General features: G+C 39.8%; 17 protein-coding genes and 1 tRNA gene. 13 read left to right on the forward strand and 5 right to left on the reverse strand.

Annotated features, from left to right (window positions below):
- The first annotated feature begins 272 nt into the window (after positions 1 to 272).
- The gene (locus F1E73_RS14095) at positions 273 to 923 is read left to right on the forward strand and encodes a 3-keto-disaccharide hydrolase (protein ID WP_086478524.1); all 651 of its coding nucleotides are present in this window, start codon (positions 273 to 275) and stop codon (positions 921 to 923) included.
- 379 nt (positions 924 to 1302) lie between these two features.
- Here the strand turns inward: F1E73_RS14095 and F1E73_RS14100 are convergent, their stop codons facing one another.
- The 3 genes from F1E73_RS14100 to F1E73_RS14110 form a co-directional block, all read right to left on the reverse strand.
- On the reverse strand, positions 1303 to 2769 hold the full coding sequence (locus F1E73_RS14100) for a glutamate synthase subunit beta (RefSeq protein WP_150452268.1): 1467 nt from the start codon (positions 2767 to 2769) through the stop codon (positions 1303 to 1305).
- Positions 2770 to 2776: 7 nt separating this feature from the next.
- Positions 2777 to 7279 (reverse strand): glutamate synthase large subunit, encoded by a 4503-nt coding sequence (gltB, locus tag F1E73_RS14105; protein WP_223883441.1) that lies wholly within the window; start codon positions 7277 to 7279, stop codon positions 2777 to 2779.
- A 384-nt stretch (positions 7280 to 7663) separates the two neighbouring features.
- Complete coding sequence (locus F1E73_RS14110; protein ID WP_150452270.1) at positions 7664 to 8809, reverse strand: acyl-CoA dehydrogenase family protein; 1146 nt, start codon at positions 8807 to 8809, stop codon at positions 7664 to 7666.
- A 239-nt stretch (positions 8810 to 9048) separates the two neighbouring features.
- On the opposite strand from F1E73_RS14110, the gene F1E73_RS14115 reads away from it, so the two are divergent.
- The 8 genes from F1E73_RS14115 to F1E73_RS17925 all read left to right on the forward strand — a co-directional run bounded on the left by F1E73_RS14115 (position 9049) and on the right by F1E73_RS17925 (position 16128).
- Complete coding sequence (locus F1E73_RS14115; protein WP_086478520.1) at positions 9049 to 10275, forward strand: Glu/Leu/Phe/Val dehydrogenase dimerization domain-containing protein; 1227 nt, start codon at positions 9049 to 9051, stop codon at positions 10273 to 10275.
- Between the two features lie 262 nt (positions 10276 to 10537).
- Positions 10538 to 11230, forward strand: coding sequence for a MotA/TolQ/ExbB proton channel family protein (locus tag F1E73_RS14120; RefSeq protein WP_086478519.1), 693 nt, complete (start codon positions 10538 to 10540; stop codon positions 11228 to 11230).
- A 10-nt stretch (positions 11231 to 11240) separates the two neighbouring features.
- On the forward strand, positions 11241 to 11627 hold the full coding sequence (locus tag F1E73_RS14125) for an ExbD/TolR family protein (protein ID WP_086478518.1): 387 nt from the start codon (positions 11241 to 11243) through the stop codon (positions 11625 to 11627).
- Positions 11627 to 12505, forward strand: a complete 879-nt coding sequence (locus F1E73_RS14130; protein WP_150452271.1) for an energy transducer TonB — start codon at positions 11627 to 11629, stop codon at positions 12503 to 12505. The genes F1E73_RS14125 and F1E73_RS14130 overlap by 1 nt, the downstream gene beginning before the upstream one ends.
- Positions 12506 to 12618: 113 nt before the next feature.
- Positions 12619 to 13830, forward strand: coding sequence for a bifunctional folylpolyglutamate synthase/dihydrofolate synthase (locus F1E73_RS14135; RefSeq protein WP_086478516.1), 1212 nt, complete (start codon positions 12619 to 12621; stop codon positions 13828 to 13830).
- 114 nt (positions 13831 to 13944) lie between these two features.
- Positions 13945 to 14019: transfer RNA gene (locus F1E73_RS14140), tRNA-Val, on the forward strand.
- A gap of 855 nt (positions 14020 to 14874) precedes the next feature.
- On the forward strand, positions 14875 to 15117 hold the full coding sequence (locus F1E73_RS14150; RefSeq protein ID WP_150452272.1) for a hypothetical protein: 243 nt from the start codon (positions 14875 to 14877) through the stop codon (positions 15115 to 15117).
- 861 nt (positions 15118 to 15978) lie between these two features.
- Positions 15979 to 16128 carry a hypothetical protein gene (locus F1E73_RS17925; RefSeq protein ID WP_223883442.1) on the forward strand — a complete coding sequence of 50 codons (150 nt, stop codon included), beginning with the start codon at positions 15979 to 15981 and terminating at the stop codon, positions 16126 to 16128.
- 470 nt (positions 16129 to 16598) lie between these two features.
- On the opposite strand, the gene F1E73_RS14170 is transcribed toward F1E73_RS17925, so the two are convergent.
- Together F1E73_RS14170 and F1E73_RS14175 are read right to left on the reverse strand one after the other, a co-directional pair.
- Positions 16599 to 16889: a type II toxin-antitoxin system RelE/ParE family toxin gene (locus tag F1E73_RS14170; RefSeq protein WP_150452274.1), complete on the reverse strand. Its 291-nt coding sequence runs from the start codon at positions 16887 to 16889 to the stop codon at positions 16599 to 16601.
- On the reverse strand, positions 16882 to 17157 hold the full coding sequence (locus F1E73_RS14175) for a ribbon-helix-helix domain-containing protein (RefSeq protein WP_150452275.1): 276 nt from the start codon (positions 17155 to 17157) through the stop codon (positions 16882 to 16884). Before F1E73_RS14175 ends, F1E73_RS14170 begins: the two co-directional genes overlap by 8 nt.
- An 876-nt stretch (positions 17158 to 18033) precedes the next feature.
- Between F1E73_RS14175 and F1E73_RS14180 the strand changes: the two genes are divergently transcribed.
- From F1E73_RS14180 to F1E73_RS17930, 4 genes are all read left to right on the forward strand, one after another.
- Entirely contained in the window at positions 18034 to 19563 is a 1530-nt protein-coding gene (locus F1E73_RS14180) for a TlpA family protein disulfide reductase (RefSeq protein WP_191089021.1), read from the forward strand.
- Positions 19564 to 19695: 132 nt separating this feature from the next.
- On the forward strand, positions 19696 to 20454 hold the full coding sequence (locus F1E73_RS14185; RefSeq protein ID WP_150452277.1) for a GLPGLI family protein: 759 nt from the start codon (positions 19696 to 19698) through the stop codon (positions 20452 to 20454).
- A gap of 279 nt (positions 20455 to 20733) precedes the next feature.
- Positions 20734 to 21492, forward strand: a complete 759-nt coding sequence (locus F1E73_RS14190) for a GLPGLI family protein (RefSeq protein ID WP_150452278.1) — start codon at positions 20734 to 20736, stop codon at positions 21490 to 21492.
- 19 nt (positions 21493 to 21511) lie between these two features.
- A partial coding sequence (locus F1E73_RS17930) for a peptidase associated/transthyretin-like domain-containing protein (RefSeq protein WP_223883443.1) occupies positions 21512 to 21787 on the forward strand: 276 nt, incomplete at its 3' end.

A 21787-nucleotide genomic window follows, 5' to 3' on the forward strand; every position in this document is an offset into this window, starting at 1 on the left:
AAGAAACAGCTAGTCCCGGAAACGGATCACTACAGATAAGGGGCCAAAATAAACCAGCTGCCTCCAAGTATAACCCATGCCCTGGCCTTAATACTTCAGGGATGCCGTTCCCGCCTTTATCAACCATAATTTGCCTTATATTATTCCAGGACAGGTTTTAGAATAATAGTTTTTATTTCATTTTTATGGGGCAACCTATATTAGGGAGGTGCAAAATACTTCCTTGTTTTTTCGAATTGTTGTATATTGAATATCAATAAAATGAAGAAACCATGAAATACAAACTGCATTATGTATTACTCCTAGTAGCATCCCTAGCCTTTTTTAACACCGTAACTTCACAGGATACCCAAAAAAAGGACGGATGGATCGCCCTGTTTAATGGAAAAAATTTAGAGGGCTGGAAAGTGGGGGAGAATGCAGGTACCTTTTCTGTGGAAAATGGCGCCATTAAAGTGGCAGGGCCAAAAGCACATTTGTTTTATATGGGCGAGGTTCAAAACCATCATTTTAAAAACTTCGAATTTAAGGCCTCTGTAATGACCAGAGCTAATTCCAATTCGGGAATATATATACACACTCGTTATCAAGAAGATGGCTGGCCTATTCACGGTTACGAGGTGCAAGTGAACAATTCCCATGGCGACTGGAAACGGACGGGGAGCTTATACGATGTGCTTAATATAATGGAAACCTATGCTAAAGACGATGAATGGTATACAGAGTACATAAAAGTAGAGGGAAATCGCATTATTGTAAAAATCAATGATATAGTAGTAGTAGATTATACAGAACCCGCCATTCCTAAACGAGAAGGAGAACGTGTACATAGAACCCTTAAAGGTGGAACCTTTGCCCTACAGGGACACGATCCTAAAAGTGTGGTTTATTTTAAAGATATTATGGTGAGGCCACTCCCCTAAACTAGGCCATGTTAGCTCCTTAAAAGTATCAAATGGGTAAGTAATGCGTTCGTAAATGAAACTTCATTAGGAGTCGTAAAAATCGTTAATTTAGGGTTGCCAACCTTTGGTTACAGCTACAAGGATAGGGCTACTGGTAGCTTGTGGCTAAGAAGAAAATTATAGGTAAGACTTGTAGTTGTTATTAAATACTTCCAGAAAATGGGATTCAATTATTTGCTGATAAGCTTTATCCATATTCCTTTATAAAAACAAAAATAGAATTGCAATATTAAAAAGATCTTGCAGCGTGGAACTCTATGTTCCTTTTGCCACTTTCTCAATTGCAATTCTATTTATTTAAATCCTTTTTATTGCCTTATCTAGACTTAATTATAACTTAGATCCTAGGTAGGTCCCCTTCTCCTTTAAGGGGTAAATTGGAGCTTCCCATAAGAAAACTATCTACATGGTGTGCTGCTTGTCTCCCTTCGGAGATGGCCCAAACAATTAAAGATTGTCCTCTTCTCTGATCCCCTGCTACAAATACACCGGGTACGTTGGTCTGGTAATCTGCTTCACTGGCTTTAATGTTGGAGCGTAGGTCTGTTTTAAGCCCTAATTGGTCTGCTATGGTTGTTTCCGATCCTGTGAAACCTAGGGCTAATAATGCCAAATTGCATTTCCATTCTTTTTCGGTACCTGGAATTTCTTTTAATTGTGGGCGCTTTCCTGGTGCTGTAATCCATTCCACTTCCGAGGTTATAAGGCCGGTAAGATTTCCATTTTTGTCACCAATAAATTTTTTGGTAGAAATACTGAAAATTCTTTCTGCGCCTTCCTTATGGGAAGTACTGGTACGTAAACGCATGGGCCAAAAGGGCCATGGCTGATTTTCTGGTCGTTGCACAGTTGGTTTACCTAAAATTTCAAAATTGGTAACAGACGCAGCGCCATGCCTAACTGAGGTTCCAATACAATCCGATCCTGTATCGCCTCCTCCTATAACAATAACATCCTTTCCAGTGGCTTTAATTTCTTCCCCTAGCTCGGTAATGCCATCTACTCGTTTGTTGTTCTGTTTTAAGAAATCCATGGCCTGTACCACCCCTTTAAGGTCTGCCCCTTCAATGGGTAAGCCTCTTCTCACAGTAGCGCCACCAGTAAGCACAAGGGCGTTAAACTCCTCTTTAAGCTCGGTTGCCGAAATAGTGGTCCCAACATGTACTCCTGTTTTAAATAGGATGCCTTCTTCTTTTAAGATTGCCACCCTGCGGTCTATCACCTGTTTTTCCAATTTAAAATCTGGAATCCCATATCGCAAGAGTCCGCCAACCTTTTCGTCTCGCTCAAACACAGTCACCAAATGTCCGGCTCTGTTCAATTGCTGTGCTGCGGCCAATCCTGCGGGTCCGGAACCGATTACCGCAACTGTTTTTCCTGATCTTTTAACAGGTGGTTGGGCTACTACCCATCCTTTGGAGAATGCGGTCTCTACAATATTCTTCTCAATATTCTCAATGGAAACGGGATCCTCGTTAATCCCCAAAACACAAGCTTCCTCGCAGGGAGCGGGACATAACCTTCCAGTGAATTCTGGAAAGTTATTAGTGGCATGTAGAATTTCGGCCGCCTTTTCCCATTTTCCACGATAGACAGCATCGTTAAAATCTGGGATTAGGTTCCCCAAAGGGCATCCACTGTGACAAAAAGGAATGCCACAATCCATACATCTGGCCCCTTGGTCCTTTAATTCCTGCGCTTTCATGGGCAGGGTAAACTCTTTATAATGCGTTACTCTATCTTCTACTGGAGCGTATCCCTCCACTTTTCTATCGAATTCTAAAAATCCTGTTATCTTTCCCATAGTACGATTATATGGTTTCTAATTTTTCTTTTTCTAAACGAGCCAATGCTTGTTTGTATTCTTCCGGAAATACTTTGATGAACCTAGGTAAGCTGTCCTCCCATCTTTCCAATATCCGCTGGGCAATGGGACTAAGGGTTGCGTTGTAATGATTTTCTATTAATTCTTTAAGTTCTGCAATGTCTGTATCCTCCTCTACCTTTAAAAGATTTAAGGATTCTGAATTGCAATTCTTTTCAAAGCTATATCTCTCATCAAAAATATAGGCGATCCCGCCGCTCATACCAGCGCCAAAATTTCTACCTACTTCGCCTAATATTACGGCTGTACCTCCAGTCATATATTCACATCCGTGATCACCAATGCCCTCTACAACAGCTTTTGCTCCGGAGTTTCTAACGCAAAAACGTTCTCCCGCCTTTCCGTTTATATAAGCTTCTCCAGATGTGGCGCCGTATAAGGTAACGTTCCCCGTAATAACGTTTTCCTCGGGTTTTAAGGTTGATTTATAAGGAACCTTGATTATTAGTTTGGCACCGGAAAGTCCTTTTCCCAAGTAATCATTGGTGTGGCCGTTAACCACCATGGTTAAACCTTTGGTAGCAAAAGCCCCAAAACTTTGTCCCGCAGATCCAGTAAAGTTTAGTTTTAAGGTGTTGTCTGGGAGACCATCGGCTCCGTATATCTTGGAGATTTCATTGCTGATAATGGCTCCTACTGCCCTATCGGTATTGTGAATGGGGAAATCTAAAATGGTCTTCTCCTTCCTGAATAAGGCAGGGTGTGCTTTTTCCAAGATTTCAAATTCGATAGACTTCTCAACGTCGTGCTGTTGCTTCTGGGTGTTGTGGAATTTAGTTCCTAGGGGAACATCCACTTGATGTAATATAGGACTAAGATCAATCCCTGCCGCCTTGTAATGTTCCATGGCCTTTGTGCGGTCTAGCTTCTGTACCTGTCCCACCATTTCGTCTATGGTCCTAAAGCCTAATTGCGCCATAATTTCTCGTAGTTCTTGGGCAACGAAATACATATAGTTTACCACGTGTTCTGGTTTCCCCTTAAATTTTTTGCGCAAATCTGGATTTTGGGTCGCAATCCCTACAGGGCATGTGTTTAGATGACAGACACGCATCATGATACAACCAGAAGCTACTAAGGGGGCTGTTGCGAAACCAAATTCTTCCGCTCCCAATAAGCAAGCAATGGCTACGTCCCTTCCTGTTTTTAACTGGCCGTCGCATTCCAAAACCACTCTATTCCTAAGATCGTTCATGACCAAAGTCTGTTGTGCTTCGGCAATTCCCAATTCCCAAGGAAGGCCTGCATGTTTTAGAGAGGTGAGCGGTGAGGCTCCGGTGCCGCCATCATGGCCAGAAATAAGGATAACATCTGCTTTTGCCTTGGCAACACCTGCTGCTACGGTACCTACTCCAATCTCCGAAACCAGTTTTACATTAATTCGCGCTTTTCGGTTGGCCGATTTTAAATCGAAAATAAGTTGGGATAAGTCCTCAATAGAATAGATGTCATGATGGGGTGGCGGTGAAATTAAGCCCACATAGGGGGTAGAATTCCTAGTCTTAGCGATGGAAGGATTCACCTTTGGGCCTGGTAATTGTCCACCTTCTCCAGGCTTTGCCCCTTGGGCCATCTTTATCTGGATCTCTTCGGCACTGGTTAAATAATTGGAGGTTACTCCAAATCTACCCGATGCCACTTGCTTTATGGCGCTATTACTCCAATCCCCGGATTGGTTCTTGTAAAATCGTTCAGCCGATTCACCACCTTCCCCGGAATTGCTTTTTCCGCCTATTCTATTCATGGCGATTGCTAAATTCTCGTGCGCTTCCTTACTGATGGAGCCATAGGACATGGCGCCTGTCTTAAATCGCTTTACAATCTCGGTCCAAGGTTCTACTTCCTCCAAGGGGATAGGGTCGTAGTTGGAGAACTGAAATAAACCACGAATGGTCATTAAATCTTTGGTCTGTTCATTTATTAACTGCGAATACTCTTTGTACGACTTAGGTTCATTGTTGCGTACTGCCATTTGAAGTTTTGCAATAGTCAGGGGATTAAACAAATGTTTTTCCCCATTCCTTCTCCAACGGTATTGTCCGCCTATTTCCAAATCTAAATTAGCGGGTATTTCCTGCTTTCCATAGGCTCTTGTATGGCGCTTGGAAATTTCTTTTTCAATCTCATAGAGGCCTATTCCCTGTATTCTAGTAGGCGTGTGGGGGAAATATTTGTCTACCGTTTTGGTGTTTATCCCGATACACTCAAACAACTGGGATCCTCGATAGGAGTTTAAGGTGGAAATACCTATTTTATTCATCACCTTTAGGATACCCTTTCCAATAGCCTTGTTGTAGTTTTTAATGGCTTCGTCAACACTATATTCTGTAATGTCTTGCTCCTTAATTTGTTCGGCAATAATTTCATTTACCAAATACGGATTTATGGCGCTGGCGCCAAAACCAAATAATAGGGCAAAATGATGCACCTCCCTAGGTTCTGCAGATTCTATAATTAGGCTCACTTGGGAGCGTTTTTTTAATCGTTGCAGGCCACTGTTAACAAATGAACATGCTAATAGGGCGGGGATGGGAGCTTTTGTTTCACTAACATTTCTGTCTGAAAGGATAATGATATTGGTGCCTTGCTCAACGGCGGTTTCTGCTTGGTCTAAAATAGATTGCAGTGCATCTTCCAAGGCATTATGACCTTTGTCAACCTCATAAAGCATGGGAATGGATACTACCTTAAAGTGCGGGCTAGAATCGTAATTCTTTATTTTATCCAAATCCTCCTTGGAAATCACCGGATTTTGAATCTTTAGTTTTCTACAGTGGAGTTCCGAAAATTCAAATATATTTTGATCGGCCCCCAAGGTCAGACTAATGTCTGTTATTAGTTCTTCGCGGATGCCATCTAAGGGGGGATTAGTTACCTGGGCAAATAACTGTTTAAAATAGTTGTATAATAGTTGGGGTCGTTCGGAAAGTACGGCGATGGGGGTGTCCGATCCCATAGATCCTAAAGGCTCTTTGGCCGTTTTTCCCATCGGAAGAATTATGGTATTTAAGTCTTCCTGAGTATAGCCAAAAATAGATTTTCTTCGCTGTACGGAGGCCTCATTTAGAAATAAGGGGCAATCATTGTAAGGAATGTCCTTTAGGTGTACCAGATTATTGGTAAGCCATTCTTTATAGGGGTTTTTAATGGCAATTTTTTCTTTAATTTCTTCATCATTAACAATTCTGCCTTCTTCCATGTTTACCAAGAACATCTTACCCGGTTCTAATCTACCGTGTAGAGCGACGTTTTCAGGGGCGATATCCACGACCCCTACTTCAGAGGACATAATGACAAAACCGTCTTTAGTAACAGAATATCTAGAGGGACGCAGGCCGTTCCTATCCAGTACGGCTCCTATATAGTTGCCATCGGTGAAAGGAATGGATGCGGGGCCGTCCCATGGTTCCATTAGGCAAGAGTGGTATTCATAAAAGGCTTTTTTAGCTTCGGACATTTCGGGGTTTTTCTCCCATGCTTCAGGGACCAATATCATCATGACCTCTGGAAGCGACCTTCCCGTCATCAACAATAGTTCTACCACCATGTCCATGGTGGCCGAATCTGATTTTCCTGGAAGTACAATTGGGAGGATGTTTTTGATCTCTTCCCCAAATAAATCGCTCTTCATGAGCTCTTCCCTAGACCGCATTCTAGAGACGTTACCTCTTAAAGTGTTTATCTCCCCATTATGGCACATATATCTAAATGGTTGTGCAAGATCCCAGGTAGGGAAGGTATTGGTTGAGAATCTCTGGTGCACCAGGGCCAATCTGGTGGTTACCCTTGGGTCCATTAAGTCCTTATAGTAAAGACTGATGTCCTCTGGCATTAATAGCCCTTTAAAGATGATAATTTTGGTGGAAAGGCTGGGAACGTAGAAAAAATTGCTTTCGGAAAGTTTAGATTCCTCAATGGTGTGTTCCGTGACCTTCCTTGCGATAAACAGCTTTAAATTAAAATTGAAATCATCTTGCTCTTCGTCTCGTTTGCCAATAAAGAGTTGCTTGATGAAAGGGGCTGTTTGCGCGGCAATTCTGCCTGGAATGGATGGGTTTATAGGAACATCTCTCCATCCTAATAATTGCAGTCCTTGCTTTTCAATATTTTCCTCAAAGGTCTTAATACAATAATTCCTTTGGTTTTCCTTTTGTGGTAGAAAAATGTTGCCCACTGCATAATGCCCAGGTTCTGGTAAATCAAAATCACACTCTTCTTTAAAGAAGTTATGTGGTATGTCTACCAAGATTCCGGCACCATCCCCAGTTTTACCATCAGAGCTCACCGCACCGCGATGTTCCAATTTTTCTAAAATTTCCAATGCCTTATGGATAATGTCGTTCGACTTCTCACCTTTTAGGCTACATATAAATCCAGCTCCACAGTTGTCATGCTCAAACTCCGGAAGATATAATCCTTGTTTCTTCATCCTTATTCTTTGAAGTATTCACTCAAAAATAAGCAAAGCACAGCATTTAATGTAATGAAAGATCTATTTTACAATAAAAAATGCAGGGTTTTTAATGAAACGTTGCTGAAAATGCACATCTGTATATTTGAAGGCTAAATTCTATGATTGTCATAATTAACTCATATCTGCACAGGCTAATTGGATAATTGAGGAAGTATTTCCAGTTAGTTGGAAAGAAATAGTATAGGACGCAGGCTAGTTGCCAACACGCTATGCTAGGTGTTTAGCAGAAGGGAGTAGATAGGTAATAAGGACCGTGGACAGGTTTATATTATACCCTGAAACCACGGTTTGCTCAGAATCGCCTTAAGGGAAATAGGTTATTCCTAGAGGGTGATTACCTTATAAGTCTCTTAAAATACTTCTGGAGATAACTATTTTTTGAATTTCCGAGGTGCCTTCATAGATCTGGGTAATCTTAGCGTCGCGCATCATCCGTTCCACATGATAGTCCTTTACAAATCCGTTGCCTCCATGTATCTGAACTGCTTCAACCGTGGTTTTCATGGCTACTTCCGAGGCATAAAGTTTCGCCATGGCCCCGGAAATGTCATAGTTGTTTCCTTGATCTTTGTCCCAAGCGGCCTTATACACCATATGCCTTGCGGCTTGTATTTCTGTGTGCATATCGGCTAGTTTAAAAGCAATGGCTTGGTGGTTCCCTATTTCGGTTCCAAAAGCTTTTCTTTCTTTGGCATATTTTAAGGAGAGCTCATAAGCTCCTGCTGCAATTCCCAGCGCTTGTGCAGCAATTCCTATTCTTCCGCCAGCCAAGGTTTTCATGGCAAATTTAAAGCCAAATCCATCCTCGCCAATTCTATTTTCCTTGGGTACTTTAACATCGTTAAAGATGAGGGAGTGGGTGTCGCTACCGCGTATGCCTAATTTATTCTCCTTGGGGCCAATAACAAATCCTGGCATCCCCTTTTCCACAATTATGGCATTGATCCCCTTATGTCCTTTTTCTAAATCTGTTTGTGCAATTACAATATAAATATCGGCCGTGCTACCATTGGTAATCCAGTTTTTTGTACCGTTTAAAAGATAATGGTCTCCTTTATCCAAAGCGGTGGTTTTTTGGGAAGTGGCGTCACTGCCCGCTTCAGGTTCGGAAAGACAGAAGGCGCCAATGCATTTACCACTCGCCAGTCTGCTTAGATATTTTTCTTTCTGCATGTCACTACCGTACGTTTCCAATCCCCAACAGACCAGAGAATTATTGACCGAAACCACAACGGACGATGAGGCGTCTACCTTGGAGAGCTCTTCCATAACCAACACGTAGGAGATGGTATCCATGCCGCTGCCGCCATAGGCAGGGTCTACCATCATGCCAAGAAACCCTAGTTCCCCCATTTTTTTCACTTGTTCTGATGGAAACTCTTGGGCATCGTCCCTCTCTATTACTCCAGGAAGTAATTCGGTTTGGGCAAAATCCCTTGCTGCTTGTTGAATCATTAATTGTTCTTCCGATAGTGTGAAATCCATTATTGAAAATTTAAGAGGTTGTAACAAATATAATGGTATCCAATGAAATAAATAGGATGAATAAAAAGTTTAAAAACTGATCTATATTTCTATATTTGTTAGTTAGGGTTCCTATAAAGGAATAATCCTTAGCTTATTAAGGGGTGTTACTAATAATCGTCACTAAAACTTAAGGTATTGCATATATCAAGGTTGTAGCGATTTCCCCAATCTATACACATAAAAGGAAGGTTAAGCAAATGAAGGAATTACTTAAAAAGTTTGAGGAGAAGCCTCCCGAGATAGTTTTTAACTGGAAAGATGCAGAGACCAATGCAGAAGGATGGGCGGTGATTAATTCCCTGCGTGGTGGTGCGGCCGGTGGAGGTACCAGAATGCGGGAAGGGTTAGACCTAAACGAGGTGTTGTCTTTGGCAAAGACAATGGAAGTTAAGTTCACGGTTTCGGGCCCTCCTATTGGGGGCGCAAAATCCGGAATTAATTTTGATCCTAAGGACCCTAGAAAAAATGAGGTGCTGCAACGCTGGTATAAAGCAGTTGCCCCCTTGTTAAAAAGCTATTATGGAACCGGAGGAGATTTAAATGTAGATGAGATACAGGAGGTGATTCCCATTACGGAAGAAGCCGGGGTTTGGCATCCACAGGAAGGTGTTTTTAATGGACATTTTAAACCAACGGAGGCCGATAAGATCAATAGGATAGGACAATTGAGGTTGGGTGTAGTAAAGGTGTTGGAAAATGCAGAGTTTTCACCCGATCCCTCCAGAAAGTATACCGTAGCAGATCTCATTACCGGATTTGGAGTTGCAGAGGCTGTTAAGCATTACTACGAATTGCAAAATGGTTCGGTAGTAGGGAAAAGAGCCATAGTACAGGGATTTGGGAACGTAGGTTCTGCTGCAGCTTTTTATTTGACCAAAATGGGCGCAAAGGTAGTGGGTATTTTGGATAGGACAGGGGGAGTGATAAAGGAGGAGGGTTTTACCCTGGAAGAAATGACCACTATGTACCTAAATAAAGACGGGAATACCCTTAATGCGGAAAATATGATTCCTTTTGAGGAAATGAACCAAAGGTTTTGGAGTCTGCCTGCAGAAGTATTTATGCCCTGTGCTGCTTCCCGATTGGTAACAAAAGATCAAATCTCTACCATGATCAATACCGGATTAGAAGTTATTAGCTGTGGGGCCAATGTACCTTTTGCGGATAAAGAGATCTTTTTTGGACCTACCATGCAATTTACGGACCAGCAGATAAGTTTAATTCCAGACTTTGTTTCCAATTGTGGAATGGCCCGTGTTTTCGCCTATTTTATGGAAGGAAGGGTGCCTTTGGATGATAAATTGATTTTTGAGGATACCTCCAAAACCATTAGAAAGGCACTTCTAAATATATTCAAAGCAAATAATACCAAAATCAATCTTAGTAAAACAGGATTTGAAATTGCATTAAAACAATTAATTTAGCCAAATCAAAATCGATCTTGGGAACGATTATTGAAGTTCTGTTATTTGTAAGATATTTGCAATGAACTTTCTCCTTAATTGGTCTTAAGTTTTTGCGCTGTACATGGGTATAAAAAATTGGCAGGTCTTGTTCACTTGCCCTTTTAACTACGCCCATACGGCCTTTTTATGGAAGTTGACCATAGGGAGGAAATTTTGCGAAGAACAGATAATTTAAAACCCAAAAAAACGTTATTAAGGCAACACGTATAAAAGAGAATTTATGATATTGTTACAAGACCTTGCCCAAGAGGCAGGAATAGAGGAATTAGTGTCGGAAGAGAAGACCCTATCAGCAATCGATTTAATAGTTAGTGGGGGTACGGGGAGTATCCTGATTATTTCTGTGCTCTTTGCCATGCTCTTTGTGGCGCTATATATTTATTTTGAACGAATTTTTGCCATTAAGGCGGCGTCTCAGATAGATAGTAATTTCATGAACCAAATACGGGATCATGTTACTAATGGCAAGTTGGAAGCAGCAAAACTATTGTGTGCGCAGACCGACTCCCCTGTGGCCAGGTTAACGGAAAAAGGAATTTCCAGAATCGGAAAACCTTTAGATGATATCAATACGGCCATTGAAAATGCAGGTACCCTAGAGGTTTATAAACTGGAAAAGAACGTAAGTGTTTTGGCTACGGTAGCCGGGGCTGCACCTATGATTGGTTTCTTGGGAACTGTAATTGGAATGATCTTGGCCTTTCACGAAATGGCCTCCAGTGGGGGACAGGCAGAAATGGGCTCATTGGCTGCGGGTATCTATACCGCTATGACTACTACGGTAGCCGGCTTAATAGTTGGGATTATTGCCTATATTGGATATAATCACTTGGTGAACAGAACCGATAAGGTAGTCCATAAAATGGAAGCCAATGCCGTAGAGTTCTTGGATTTATTGAACGAACCCCTGTAGGCTAGAATATATGAAACTAAAAGGAAGAAATAAGGTTAGTCCAGATTTTAGCATGTCGTCCATGACGGACATCGTATTCTTATTGCTCATTTTCTTTATGTTGACAGCAAATTCTCCAAATGCGTTGGATTTATTGCTGCCTAAAGCAAAAGGGAAGTCTACTAATACCCAGAATGTATCGGTGAGTATCAATAAGAACCTCGAGTATTTTGTGGACAACCAAAAAATTAACGGGAAATACATAGAAATTGAACTAAAAAAAGCACTGGAGGGAAAGGAGAAACCTACGATTATTCTACGAGCAGAAGAAAGCGTGGCCATTAAAGAGGCCGTAAATGTGATGGATATTGCCAATAGAAATAATTACAAGGTTATTTTGGCAGTGCGCCCCAATTAATGGCATTATTCAATACAAAACATAAAAAGAAATCCTTTACGCTTACAACCTTGTTGCTTAGCGTGCTCCTGCTTTTACTTTTTTATATTGGACTTACCTATATGGATCCCCCATTGGAAAGTGGTATTACCATTAATTTTGGTACCATGGAATATGGAAGCGGAAAGGTTCAGCCCAAGGAAAAAATAAAATCCCAACCGGTTAATAAACCCGAGGTGATAGAGGAAAAAGTGCAAGAGCAGGTTCCTCAAGAACAGGTGGCAGAGGAGAAACCCATAGAAAAAGTCCTTACCCAAGAGGATGAGGAGTCTATTTTAATTAAACAGCAACAAGAAGCAGCACGCAAGGCTAAAGAGGCTGCTAAGAAAGCCCAGGCGGAAGCAGATAGGATTGCGCGTGAGAAGAAGGAAGCGGAAGAGAAGATTAAACGCGAGCAAGAAGCGAAAAGGAATAAATTAGATCAACTTATCGGGGGCATTAATAAATCTGACGGTGCCGCCACTGGAAGCGAAGGTGATGACAATCAGACTGGGGATAAGGGGAGTCCGGAAGGTGACCCTTATGCTACAAGTTATTACGGTAGTCCTGGCGCTGGTACTGGAAGCGGGGGATATGGGCTTAAGGGCAGGTCGTTAGTTAATCAAGGGAAAGTGCCGCAAGAATGTAATGAGGAAGGTAGGGTAGTAGTTAGGATAGTAGTGAATAGGAATGGAGACGTGGTAGAAGCCACCCCGGGAGTAAAAGGTACTACCAATAATCATCCCTGTCTGTTGGCTCCAGCTAAACAAACCGCTTTAATGCATAAATGGAATCTAGATGCCAATGCCCCGTCACAGCAAACCGGTTTTGTAGTTGTTAACTTCAAATTGGGGGAGTAATTTTCATGGAAATTAGTGGGTCTTTTAAATGGCCTATCAACAAGTATAGAACTAAAGTGCTCTCCATTTTTTTAACAGTATATCATTATTTTTAATTCAACCTGCAATACGCAATGACTTATCAGGAAACCTTGGCGTGGATGTTTGTCCAGCTGCCCATGTACCAGCAGAAAGGAGCGTCTGCCTTTAATGCTAAACTAGATAACATACGTAGTTTTACGGAGTTTCTGGGCAATCCGGAAAGGAAATTTAAAAGTATCCATGTTGGAGGGACCAACGGAAAAGGGTCTAGTAGCCATATGTTATCCTCTATTTTGCAAGAGGCTGGTTATAAGACAGGGCTGTACACCTCCCCACATTTAAAAGATTTTCGTGAGCGGATAAAGGTAGATGGTAAGCTAGTGCCAGAGGAGTATGTAGTTAACTTCATTAAAAAAAACAAAGTGTTTTTGGAGGCTCATAAATTGTCCTTTTTTGAAATGACAGTGGGTATGGCGTTTCAATACTTTCAATCGGAGGAGGTAGATATTGCTATTATAGAAGTGGGCATGGGGGGGAGGTTAGACTCTACCAATATTATTATCCCGGAGGTTTCCTTGATTACTAATATAGGATATGACCATGTAGAGGTGTTGGGAGATACCATTCAAAAGATTGCCTATGAAAAAGCAGGTATTATAAAGCCGGGCGTCCCTGTGGTAATCAGCGAGCTTCAAGAGGAGACGGCAGTGGTTTTTTCTGAGGTAGCTCAGGATATGGGTTCTAAGATAGTTTTTGCGAGTGAAGTAGTACCTAGTACCTATAAAACTTCTTTGCTGGGGGGGTATCAGTCCAAAAATGTAAAAGGGGTGGTGGCTGCCATTAAAGAATTAAAAGGGTTTTCTATAACAGAATCAAATATAGTTAATGGGCTAGATAAAGTATCTGTGAATACTGGTTTGATGGGTAAATGGCACGTATTGGGGGAGAACCCCTTAGTAGTGTGTGATACTGCCCATAATACAGAGGGGCTCACTATTGTCTTGGATCAGATAAAAAAACAGAAAGCAGACAAGCTGCATATGGTGCTCGGATTTGTTAAGGAAAAGGATTTGGAGCAAATATTTCCTCTTTTTCCGAAAAATGCACAGTATTATTTTTGTAGACCAAATATTCCAAGGGGGTTAGCTGTGGCAGCTTTAAAAGAGCGGGCAGTGGCTTGTGGTTTAAAGGGTGAAGCGTATGCATCTGTTGCTGAGGCGTTTGAATCTGCAAAAAAATCAGCTGATAAGGCCGACTTCATTTTTGTAGGAGGGAGTACTTTTGTGGTTGCAGAAATAGTTTGATATTTTTTTTGGTTTTCTTTTGCAGAAGTAAAAAACTGTCTTATATTTGCACCTGCTTACAGCAAGGGGCGCGCCCCGAGAAGCTAAAAGCAAATTTTTTGAAATGAAATAGTGGGGCTCTTAGCTCAGTTGGTTCAGAGCACCTGCCTTACAAGCAGGGGGTCACTGGTTCGAATCCAGTAGGGCCCACAGTAGTAAAAACAAGGCTTCCGAGAAATTGGAAGCCTTGTTTATTTTACGGTTAAATTCCATTTATAAACAATTTATAAACATTTTTGGGATCCCTTAAATCCTGACTCCTTGTAATCGAAATTAAATCTGCACAGTTTTAGGTAAATTAGGAATACACAGAAAATGGCAACAGGAATACACAATTAATATGGCTACTATGGATCTTTTCTTGCCCTTGGCTTTTTTATTGGTGATTATGGTGTAGAGTTCTTCCGGTACAAGGCAAGAAACTACACTTTTAAACAATATAAAACCAAGGCATGCAAAAGCTGCCCCTTACGTCATGAATGCACCACTGCCAAGGTCAATGGCAACTTCATACAACGAAGCGAGTTCACCCTTAAACATCTAGGACATTGCTACCCGGGTCTCGCAAAATGAATCAGTATATCAACAGCGACAAGCATTGGTAGAACATCCATTTGGCACTATGAAACGATCCCGAGCCTTCGGGAGGGATTTGACCGCATTATGACCAAAAAAAAAGGGCTCCAGAGCGCTTCAGCCGATTTTGGCTTGATAGCGTTAGCATACAATCTTAAAAGAATGCTAAACCTTGGCATGAAACTTCCTGGTAGGTTTGCTTTGCTTCATTTTGGTCTGGAAAGGCACCTTTCGCTTAAAAAAAAGGCCCTAAAATTGATTTTATAGAGCAAAGTGCAATATTTCAACTCATTCCTGTTTACTTTCCGAATATCAAATAAAAATCCTGTTTTCAACCGTTAAAAGGTAGTTTTGAGACAGACTGCGGTTGTGTAACATTGGGAAAAAGGACCAAATATTCGGATATTTATAAAATAAATTTAAATGAAAATGGCAACATTAGATAATATACGAAACGGATTGATTGACAAAATTCTATCGATTAAAAATAAAGACTTTTTAGTGGCTCTTGACAAAATAATTACATCGAGTTCCTCTGACCCTGAAATGGTTGAATTGACCAAAGAACAGAAAATAATGCTGGAAATGAGTGAACGAGATATAAAATTAGGAAAACTGATTTCTCAAGAAGCAATGAATAAAAGGAATTTGGAATGGCTAAACGCAATGTAGTTTGGACACGAACAGCTGACATTCAGTTCGTGGGAATTTTAGAATATTGGGTTAAAAGAAACAAATCAAATAGTTACTCGAAAAAACTTTTAAAGCTAGTTTCGGAAAGAACATAACAGATAGCCGAAAAACCTCTGATTTACAAAGCTACAGATTTCAAAGATACAAGAGTTGCTTCATTAGGTAACTTTAGTATTTACTATAAATTTAATGACACAGAAATTATCATCACAGCTTTTTGGGACAATAGACAAAATCCTAAAAAAATTTTGAAAATATTGAAAGATAAAAAATAACGTTGCACAATAATTAAGTAATCGGTCCGTACATAGGTCATGGCTGAATATCTTGTTGGCGGATCCGGTCTCCTTCTAGGGGAAAGCTTTCTTTTTAGCGATTTTTATGGAGTCGTATTTCGGCAGACTTGCCGTGGTTTTGTATTGATCTTTGAACTTCGGCATTTTTCTGCTGACCCAGATTCAATTTTTGTACCAGTTCGGCGGACCGTCCTGTCACTTTTTGGTTTAACTTTTACCTTAAGGCATAGGGCGTCTTCTTCGCGGTTTGCAAATTGTTCCTATGGTTGCTAAACAGCTAATTTTTGATAGTTTATTATAAGGAACCTTTTTTGGAGCTATGCTTGTTCACAAAAAAAATATTAATTTAATGGTGTTCCTGAAATAAATAAATGTTGAATGATATCATCTCTACGTTTATTGCAGCAAAATGCATTCTAGATAGATTGAGATATTGTACGAAATTAGTAACTTTGAGACTATGGGTATAAATCTTCAAAATAAGAAAATCGAATTGATTCAGTGGCTTTCAACTCTGAACGATAAGTCCTTAATCGATAAGCTGATGAAACTGAGAGAAAAAGAAAGAACTGACTGGTGGAATGAGATTGCGTCCCAAGAAAAATCGTCTATTGAGAAAGGGATTCAAGATGCTGATGACGGAAAACTCTCTTCTCACTCATCCGCAAAGAAAATTTATGAGAAGTGGCTTTAAAATTGTTTGGACTGACCACGCTCTATCCGAATTAATAGAAACTATCGATTATTTGGAAACCAATTGGACCGAACGAGAGTTGAGAAAATTTTCTGCAAAACTTGACCATACCATTGAATTAATTTCTAAAAATTCTGTATTATTCCCATCTTCAACGAAGAAAGCAGGGATTCGATAAGCTGTTGTTGAGAAATACAACAATCTATATTATAGGATCAATAATGATAATGTTGAAATCATTTCATTGTTTTCCAATCTACAAAACCCGAAAAAGAAAAGAATATCTTAAGAAGCATTCGCGCCGTCGGTATGGTGTATGACCGGGCGTAAATGGTGAATGTACTTAAGGCGCATATTTTTTCCGAAACATGATAGTCCCGTAAAACGAACCTTTTTTGGAACAAAATTAATCCTCTAAAGTTTACTAAACCCCACTTCTATTTAGACTTTTCCAAACAGTAAATTAAAGTTTAAAGGTGTTTCTTAAAGTCCTGCCGCTGTCCTAAAATGCGAACAACGAATATGCCGTTTTTGGTCGGTTCATAAAATATTGTATGCGCTTTGAAATTATATTTTTTTAGTGATGGTGCATATTCAGAAGCACTACGCCCTATTTCGGAACTGTCGGCAAGAGTCTGTAAGAACTGTAATAAATCGGTAACATAATCATGTGTCTGTGATTCGCCCCAAGTCTCTAAAGTATAATCTACTATATCGTCGATATCGCTATCAGCCTTCGACGATAAATTATAGCTAGACATTCTTCGTGCTTTGAATTCTGTTGTTTTTGCGATTTTTGGCCGCCTCAACAATTTCTTCAACAGACCTATTTTTAGGGCTCACACCGCTATCATAGCCTTCTTGTATTGCTGCCTTGGTCATTAAAAACTCCCTATTGCGTTCTTCATCTAAACGTATTAGATGTCGCATATATTCGCTGTCATTGGCGAAACCACCATTTTCAATTTGCAGCTTTATCCATTTCTCTTGAGAAGTGGTAATAGTCAATGATTTTCTAATTGTTGCCATAATTTTAAGCTTTATTTACATACAATATACGCAAAATAACATATTATTGACTTGCGATTTAATAAATCATTGTTAAAAAATAGGTTTGAAGGGGCTGTAAGTAGCAGTAATTAACCCCACGTCTATTTAGACTTTCAAAAAACATCCATGGCGTTTATTTCAAGGGGGCGATTATCAATACTTTGTAAATTACGTAAAAGGAGAATTACCGGAACTACAACTAATTGTAGAAAATGATTTTATGAGGTCGTTCTATAAATCGATTTCCATAATTTTTTATCCTTAATATTAAAAAGCTGGAAATTAATATACAATGACCATTAAGCTGTCGTTGGCATACGTTCAAAGCAACCTTTTAACTGAATAATAATCTATGAATGGAAAGTTCGTATTAATCGTATAGGTAAGGTTAGGGCTTTTGTAGGCTTTCCCAAAAATGTAGAATATATAAAGTCTAAAATCATCTTTTTGAAAAGTTCTAGTTAAGAAGAAGGGTCTCATGAACCAAAACACCAATCCACTACAGTTTACTAAACCCCGCATTCAATTAGACTTTGAAAAAACCTCCAAATGGTTTATTTCATAGGTCGTTCAAATATACTTTGTAAGTTCAGAAAAAGGTGAATTACGGGACTACTTAAAAGAACGTCAAATGGAACTTCCCATATTTTACAGAAGGCTCCTTTTGTTCTGGTTCTAAAAATTGTCGATTTATGGGACTTTTGCCTTTTTCCATTTATTCTTTAAGTAGTCCTTTCGAACCTCCGTATCATGAAAGAAAATAGAGAGTAATAAACATCTAACTAAAAGCTTAGTTTAAACTAACAATTTAGTTATATTTGGTTTTTAACCAACCTTAAAAAGATGAAAAATAATATGACACATCGTCTGTTAATAGTAATATGTTTATGTACATGGGTTTTAACCTTATCGTGTTCCAAAAATACCAAACAAACCCCAAAAGTGAGTATCACCGGTACTGTTCTGAATGCTCCTGATACGTCATATGTTGCGTTCCATAGATTTTTAGATACAAATGCCTCTAGTCATTTTAGAGGTTATGACAGCGTCCCCATCTTAAATGGCCATTTTAAAAAGGCCTTCGCCTCGCCAGATTCTACAAGTGTTATCGTTTTGGCAAGCAGTGAGGCCATTCCCAGCATCCATCTGATTTGCGATGGTGAAGGAGAAATAGGTATGACCATTAAAAGGTCCGTTCCCTACTTTGATGTTACCTTTACGGGTAAGAATGCCAAAGGGCATGACCTTATCTTCGAATCAAGCCTCTTGCGTGTCATCGACCTTGTAAATGTACTTGATCGAGCCATTAGGCAGATCGCCGATTCGCCCAATACTGTCATACAGAAAACGGAGCGAATTATGGACAGCCTGTTTGTCCCATTCGATAATCTCTTGAAAAAAGAACAGATTACCCCGTCGTTCCATGATAGGGTGAAGACCCAATTGGAAGGCAAGATGCTTAGCGCCGTACACCATATTATGTCACATGCCTATCGATACCCCAAAACCTCGGCCCTTAAAAAAGAGAACATCGACATGATATTGACACATTTCTTTATGAAATACGACCCGTTTTCTGAGCGCTATCGGTTCAACTTGGGAATTAATAGAACAATAAATGCCGAGAACAAATGTCGGTTGATAGCTCGGGGACTGCTACCTGGAAGCAGGGAGGAGCTCGGCATTTGGCCGGATAAATTCGCACACTATGCCTATGCCCCCGTAGAGCTACAGGAAAAGATGATGGCCACACAGCTCCTCCTGAGTAGAGATCATGAGGAGAACCCCATTTGCGAGGATTTACGACGGTTCCACAAGTTTAAAAAGACCTTTCCCAAAAGTGCCTATATTGCCGAGTTCCAGGACAGGTACTTTGATGACCTGGACTGCGATAATGAACGAAGGGAACGCGCCGTATATCCGTTTGCTTCGCTAGGGGCCGATAGCCTCGCCCTGATCGCCGAATATCAGGGCAATACATTGGATTCACTTATACAAGGACGGTTCTCGGGCAGAAAGGTCTTTGTAGATTTGTGGGCCACCTGGTGCGCTCCCTGCATACAGGAATTCGGATTTATCGATGAAGTGAAACCGGCACTGGACAAGTTGGGCATCGAGGCGTTGTATGTCTCGCTCGACCGACTGCGGGCACGCAAGAATTGGGAAAAGACCATACGACGGCACCGTTTAAAAGGTAGTCATTTCCTAGCAGGCGACAAGATTGATTCAAGCCTAAGAGCCCAATTGGGAGAAAATAGCGAAATAACCATACCGCGCTATCTGCTCTTTGACGAACAGGGGAGGCTATTGGACGGCAACCTGCCCCGGCCAAGTACGGGACAGCTGATCGCCAGACTTCAGGAACTATCCAATACTAAACCCTAGTGAACTTTGGATTTTCCCTTCTATAAACAGTCAGTTGCCAAGAACTGTGGCCCTACCTGCCTAAACTCAACTAAATAACTAGTTAAAACTAAATAATTAGTTATATTTGATTTTGAACCAATACCAATCAAAATGAAATTAATCACTATTCTATTTTTAGTTTTAAATTCCATCAATCTCATTCATTCCCAAAACCTAAAGGCAAAAGTCACCTACCGAGCAACCCTAAACACTAATTCCTATTTAGAGCGTTTAAATAAGGATACTTTGATGCCGACATTTAGGAAGGAACATTGGGTTAAGAGAGCTAATGATGCCGTTCCTACAAATTTTCATTTGTTTTTTAACGGAAATGAATCTTTATACAAAGCAGAATATGACCTAATGACTAGCAAAAGATTAGGATTGTTGATGAATCAAACAGCTAGCGTTGGCAGGCAGGACTTTGTTTACTATACCAATATTGAAACCAAAGAAAAGTTCTATCAGAGTTTTTTGACAAAGGAAATTTTAGTGAACTTAAATAGTGTTAATTGGAAACTTACTCAAGAGACAAAAAAAATAGGAAATTATACTTGTTACAAGGCAATTGCAGATTTAGATTCACAAAATATTCCACAAATGAAACTTATAGGCCCGGTTGTAGCTTGGTTTACTCCGGAAATACCAACTCCTTTTGGGATCCAAAATTTTAATGGCCTACCAGGTTTGACCTTAGAACTAATAGCGGAATACGATAAGGGGAAAATATTTTATACCGCTACAAAAATTGAGCTGAATCCCGAAGAAGAAATAAAGATAAAAAAACCGAAAGGAAAAAATGTGTCCGAACAGGAGTATATAGCATTAATAGAAAGATTAAATAATGCCAGAAACGGGCAACGACAATAAATCATAGTCTTTCTTATTGATGATGAACAACGTTATTATATTCATTATTTTCCTTGTTTGTATTGGAGCCAATGCACAAGTTGTTTCTTTAAGCGGTACTGTTTATGTTAGCTTGAATATTTCATTAGTTTATTCAATCCTAATTGCGAAGCGGAATGACGGGAATTATTGGACGCGATTTAAACTTTCAAATTTCAGAAGTAATGGATATTTAAAAATAAGAAAACATTAATTAGTAAGCCCACTACTAACAAATAGGCTTATTTTAAAAACTCTAAAATGAAGCAATTAATTATCATACTAGTCCTGTTATTTTCCTTTAATTTTTCCTATGCACAACTTATTAAAGCAAAGATTGTCTATCAAGCCACTTTGAGCAATCAAGATTATTATAATCGTTTAGTTAAAGACTCTACCCTAACCCAAGTAGCAAGAGATACGGAAATAAATGCTATTTCCTCCTCAAGCCCTATGAATTTTCATTTATTTATATCGGGAACAGAAGGTCTATACCAGGCTGAGTTTGATTTGCCAACAAAAAAGAGCTTGGGATACAAACCCAATAGAACTGGTAGAATTGCTGGGCATGACAATATTTATTATACTAATTTGGAAACCAAAGAAAAGTTTTATCAGAGCTTTTGGACAAAGGAAATTTTAGTGGACTTAAATAGTGTTAATTGGAAACTTACCCAAGAGACTAAAAAAATAGGAAATTATACTTGCTACAAGGCGATCGCAGATGTAGATTCACAAAGTATACCACAAATGAAACTTATAGGTCCAGTTATAGTTTGGTACACTCCGGAAATACCCACCCCTTTTGGGATTCAAAATTTTAATGGCCTACCAGGTTTGACCTTAGAACTAATAGCGGAATACGATAAGGGGAAAATATTGTATACCGCTACAAAAATTGAGCTGAATCCCGAAGAAGAAATAAAGATAAAAAAACCGAAAGGAAAAAATGTGTCGGAACAGGAGTATATAGCATTAATAGAAAGATTAAATAATGCCAGAAAAGGGCAACGACAATAAATCATAGTCTCTCTTATTGATGATGAACAACGTTATTATATTCATTATTTTTTTTGCTTGTATTGGAGCCAATGCACAAGTCGTAACTTTAAACGGTACTGTTTCCGATAGTTTAAACATTCCCTTAGCCTATTCAACACTAATTGCAAAACCGGCGGACAGTGATCGATCAATGGTATTTACTACCACAAACAATCAGGGAGAGTTTAAGTTGAAACTACACAAGGGTCTGCATTATCCCGCATTATTCACCAAGAGTTTTTTCTTCAAGGAATTTGAGGATAAATTTTGCATT

The sequence above is a fragment of the Arenibacter lacus genome, from assembly GCF_008711145.1.
GTDB lineage: Bacteria > Bacteroidota > Bacteroidia > Flavobacteriales > Flavobacteriaceae > Arenibacter > Arenibacter amylolyticus.